This window comes from Stenotrophomonas sp. 3diitr2024 (genome assembly GCF_042136455.1).
Taxonomy (GTDB): domain Bacteria; phylum Pseudomonadota; class Gammaproteobacteria; order Xanthomonadales; family Xanthomonadaceae; genus Stenotrophomonas; species Stenotrophomonas sepilia.
In genome coordinates this window covers 1-3,415 of the sequence record NZ_JBHHMJ010000217.1, presented here as the reverse complement: position 1 = coordinate 3,415, position 3,415 = coordinate 1, and the positions used below count along the sequence as shown (strand labels likewise).

The window sequence follows — 3,415 nt, the reverse complement described above, 5'->3', positions numbered from 1 at the left end:
CATATTATATGGTTAAGTCCTCGATCTATTAGTATTCGTCAGCTCCACATGTCACCATGCTTCCACCTCGAACCTATCAACCTGATCATCTTTCAGGGATCTTACTAGCTTACGCTATGGGAAATCTCATCTTGAGGGGGGCTTCATGCTTAGATGCTTTCAGCACTTATCCCTTCCGCACATAGCTACCCAGCTATGCCCTTGGCAGAACAACTGGTACACCAGCGGTGCGTCCATCCCGGTCCTCTCGTACTAAGGACAGCTCCTCTCAAATTTCCTACGCCCACGACGGATAGGGACCGAACTGTCTCACGACGTTCTGAACCCAGCTCGCGTACCGCTTTAATGGGCGAACAGCCCAACCCTTGGGACCGACTACAGCCCCAGGATGCGATGAGCCGACATCGAGGTGCCAAACCTCCCCGTCGATGTGGACTCTTGGGGGAGATAAGCCTGTTATCCCCGGGGTAGCTTTTATCCGTTGAGCGATGGCCCTTCCATGCGGAACCACCGGATCACTAAGCCCGACTTTCGTCCCTGCTCGACTTGTAGGTCTCGCAGTCAAGCTCCCTTATGCCTTTGCACTCTACGAATGATTTCCAACCATTCTGAGGGAACCTTTGGGCGCCTCCGTTACACTTTAGGAGGCGACCGCCCCAGTCAAACTGCCCACCTGACACTGTCTCCCGGGTCGATAAGACCCGTAGGTTAGAATTTCAATACAGTCAGGGCGGTATCCCACCAGCGCCTCCACCGAAGCTAGCGCTCCGGTTTCAATGGCTCCCGCCTATCCTGTACAAACTGTACCAAAATTCAATATCAGGCTACAGTAAAGCTCCACGGGGTCTTTCCGTCCTGTCGCGGGTAACCTGCATCTTCACAGGTACTATAATTTCACCGAGTCTCTGGTTGAGACAGTGCCCAAATCGTTACACCTTTCGTGCGGGTCGGAACTTACCCGACAAGGAATTTCGCTACCTTAGGACCGTTATAGTTACGGCCGCCGTTTACTGGGGCTTCAGTTCAGAGCTTCGCTTACGCTAACCCCTCTCCTTAACCTTCCAGCACCGGGCAGGTGTCACCCCCTATACTTCGCCTTACGGCTTCGCAGAGAGCTGTGTTTTTGCTAAACAGTCGCTTGGGCCTATTCACTGCGGCTTTCCGTTAAGAAAGCACCCCTTCTCCCGAAGTTACGGGGTCATTTTGCCGAGTTCCTTAACCAGAGTTCTCTCGCACACCTTAGGATTCTCTCCTCGCCTACCTGTGTCGGTTTGCGGTACAGGCACCTTTTATCTCGCTAGAAGCTTTTCTTGGCAGCGGGGAATCAAAGACTTCGCTCCATAAGGAGCTTCCCCATCACAGCTCAGCCTTTACGATAAGCGGATTTGCCTACTTATCAGCCTAACTGCTTGGACGTGCACAACCAATCGCACGCTTCTTCTATCCTTCTGCGTCCCTCCATTGCTCAAACGATAAAGAGGTGGTACAGGAATATCAACCTGTTGTCCATCGCCTACGCCTGTCGGCCTCGGCTTAGGTCCTGACTAACCCTGAGCGGACGAGCCTTCCTCAGGAAACCTTAGGCATTCGGTGGACGGGATTCTCACCCGTCTTTCGCTACTCATACCGGCATTCTCACTTCTAAGCACTCCACCAGTCCTTCCGGTCTGACTTCACTGTCCTTAGAACGCTCCCCTACCACTGATACCATTGGTATCAATCCGCAGCTTCGGTGGTGTATTTAGCCCCGGTACATTTTCGGCGCAGAGTCACTCGACTAGTGAGCTATTACGCACTCTTTAAATGGTGGCTGCTTCTAAGCCAACATCCTAGTTGTCTAAGCAACTCCACATCCTTTTCCACTTAATACACACTTTGGGACCTTAGCTGGCGGTCTGGGCTGTTTCCCTTTTGACTACGGATCTTATCACTCGCAGTCTGACTCCTAAGGATAAGTCATTGGCATTCGGAGTTTGACTGAATTCGGTAATCCGATGAGGACCCCTAGTCCAATCAGTGCTCTACCTCCAAGACTCTTACACTTAAGGCTAGCCCTAAAGCTATTTCGGGGAGAACCAGCTATCTCCAGGTTCGATTGGAATTTCTCCGCTACCCACACCTCATCCCCGCACTTTTCAACGTGCGTGGGTTCGGGCCTCCATTCAGTGTTACCTGAACTTCACCCTGGACATGGGTAGATCACCTGGTTTCGGGTCTACGACCACGTACTAAACGCCCTATTCAGACTCGCTTTCGCTGCGGCTCCGCCTCTTCAGCTTAACCTCGCACGGGATCGTAACTCGCCGGTTCATTCTACAAAAGGCACGCCATCACCCGTTAACGGGCTCTGACTATTTGTAGGCACACGGTTTCAGGATCTCTTTCACTCCCCTTCCGGGGTGCTTTTCACCTTTCCCTCACGGTACTGGTTCACTATCGATCACTAGGGAGTATTTAGCCTTGGGAGATGGTCCTCCCAGATTCCGACGGAATTTCACGTGTTCCGCCGTACTCAGGATACATTCAAGAGAGAACGAAGTTTCGACTACGGGGTTGTTACCCTCTACGACGGACCTTTCCAGGTCGCTTCGTCTACCTCGTTCCTTTGTAACTCCGTATAGAATGTCCTACAACCCCAAGAGGCAAGCCTCTTGGTTTGGGCTATGTTCCGTTTCGCTCGCCGCTACTCAGGAAATCGCATTTGCTTTCTCTTCCTCCAGGTACTTAGATGTTTCAGTTCCCTGGGTCTGTCTTCCTTACCCTATGTATTCAGATAAGGATACCATACCATTACGTATGGTGGGTTTCCCCATTCGGAAATCTTCGGATCAAAGCTTACTTACAGCTCCCCGAAGCATATCGGCGTTAGTCCCGTCCTTCATCGACTCCTAGTGTCAAGGCATCCACCGTGCGCCCTTTCTAACTTAACCAAACTAAAAATTAAAAAATATGAGCTACACTGTTATCTAGTTTTCAAAGAACATACCATTTGCTATTTAAAATAGCTTTTTGGTGGAGCCTAGCGGGATCGAACCGCTGACCTCCTGCGTGCAAGGCAGGCGCTCTCCCAGCTGAGCTAAGGCCCCAAAATGTATGGTGGGCCTAAATGGACTCGAACCATCGACCTCACGCTTATCAGGCGTGCGCTCTAACCAGCTGAGCTATAGGCCCATACAAATTGCAGGATTCATTTATATCATATCCTCATTTAAGAGTCAATACTGAATTGAACTCTCAAAACTAAACGAAAACGAAACACGGAAACTTATATTGATAAGCAGCGCTTATCAATTCTCCATAGAAAGGAGGTGATCCAGCCGCACCTTCCGATACGGCTACCTTGTTACGACTTCACCCCAATCATCTGTCCCACCTTAGGCGGCTGGCTCCAAAAAGGTTACCCCACCGACTTCGG

At 50.8% G+C, this 3,415-nt stretch carries 2 tRNA genes and 2 rRNA genes; all 4 read right to left on the bottom strand.

From position 1 onward, the window contains the following. Positions 1-8: 8 nt before the first annotated feature. Positions 9-2,930 (bottom strand): 23S ribosomal RNA (locus tag ABGA94_RS05010). 80 nt (positions 2,931-3,010) lie between these two features. Continuing rightward, positions 3,011-3,086 (bottom strand) — tRNA-Ala (locus tag ABGA94_RS05005). A gap of 8 nt (positions 3,087-3,094) precedes the next feature. Beyond that, positions 3,095-3,171 (bottom strand) — tRNA-Ile (locus ABGA94_RS05000). Between the two features lie 130 nt (positions 3,172-3,301). After that, positions 3,302-3,415 (bottom strand): 16S ribosomal RNA (locus ABGA94_RS04995); the annotation flags it as partial.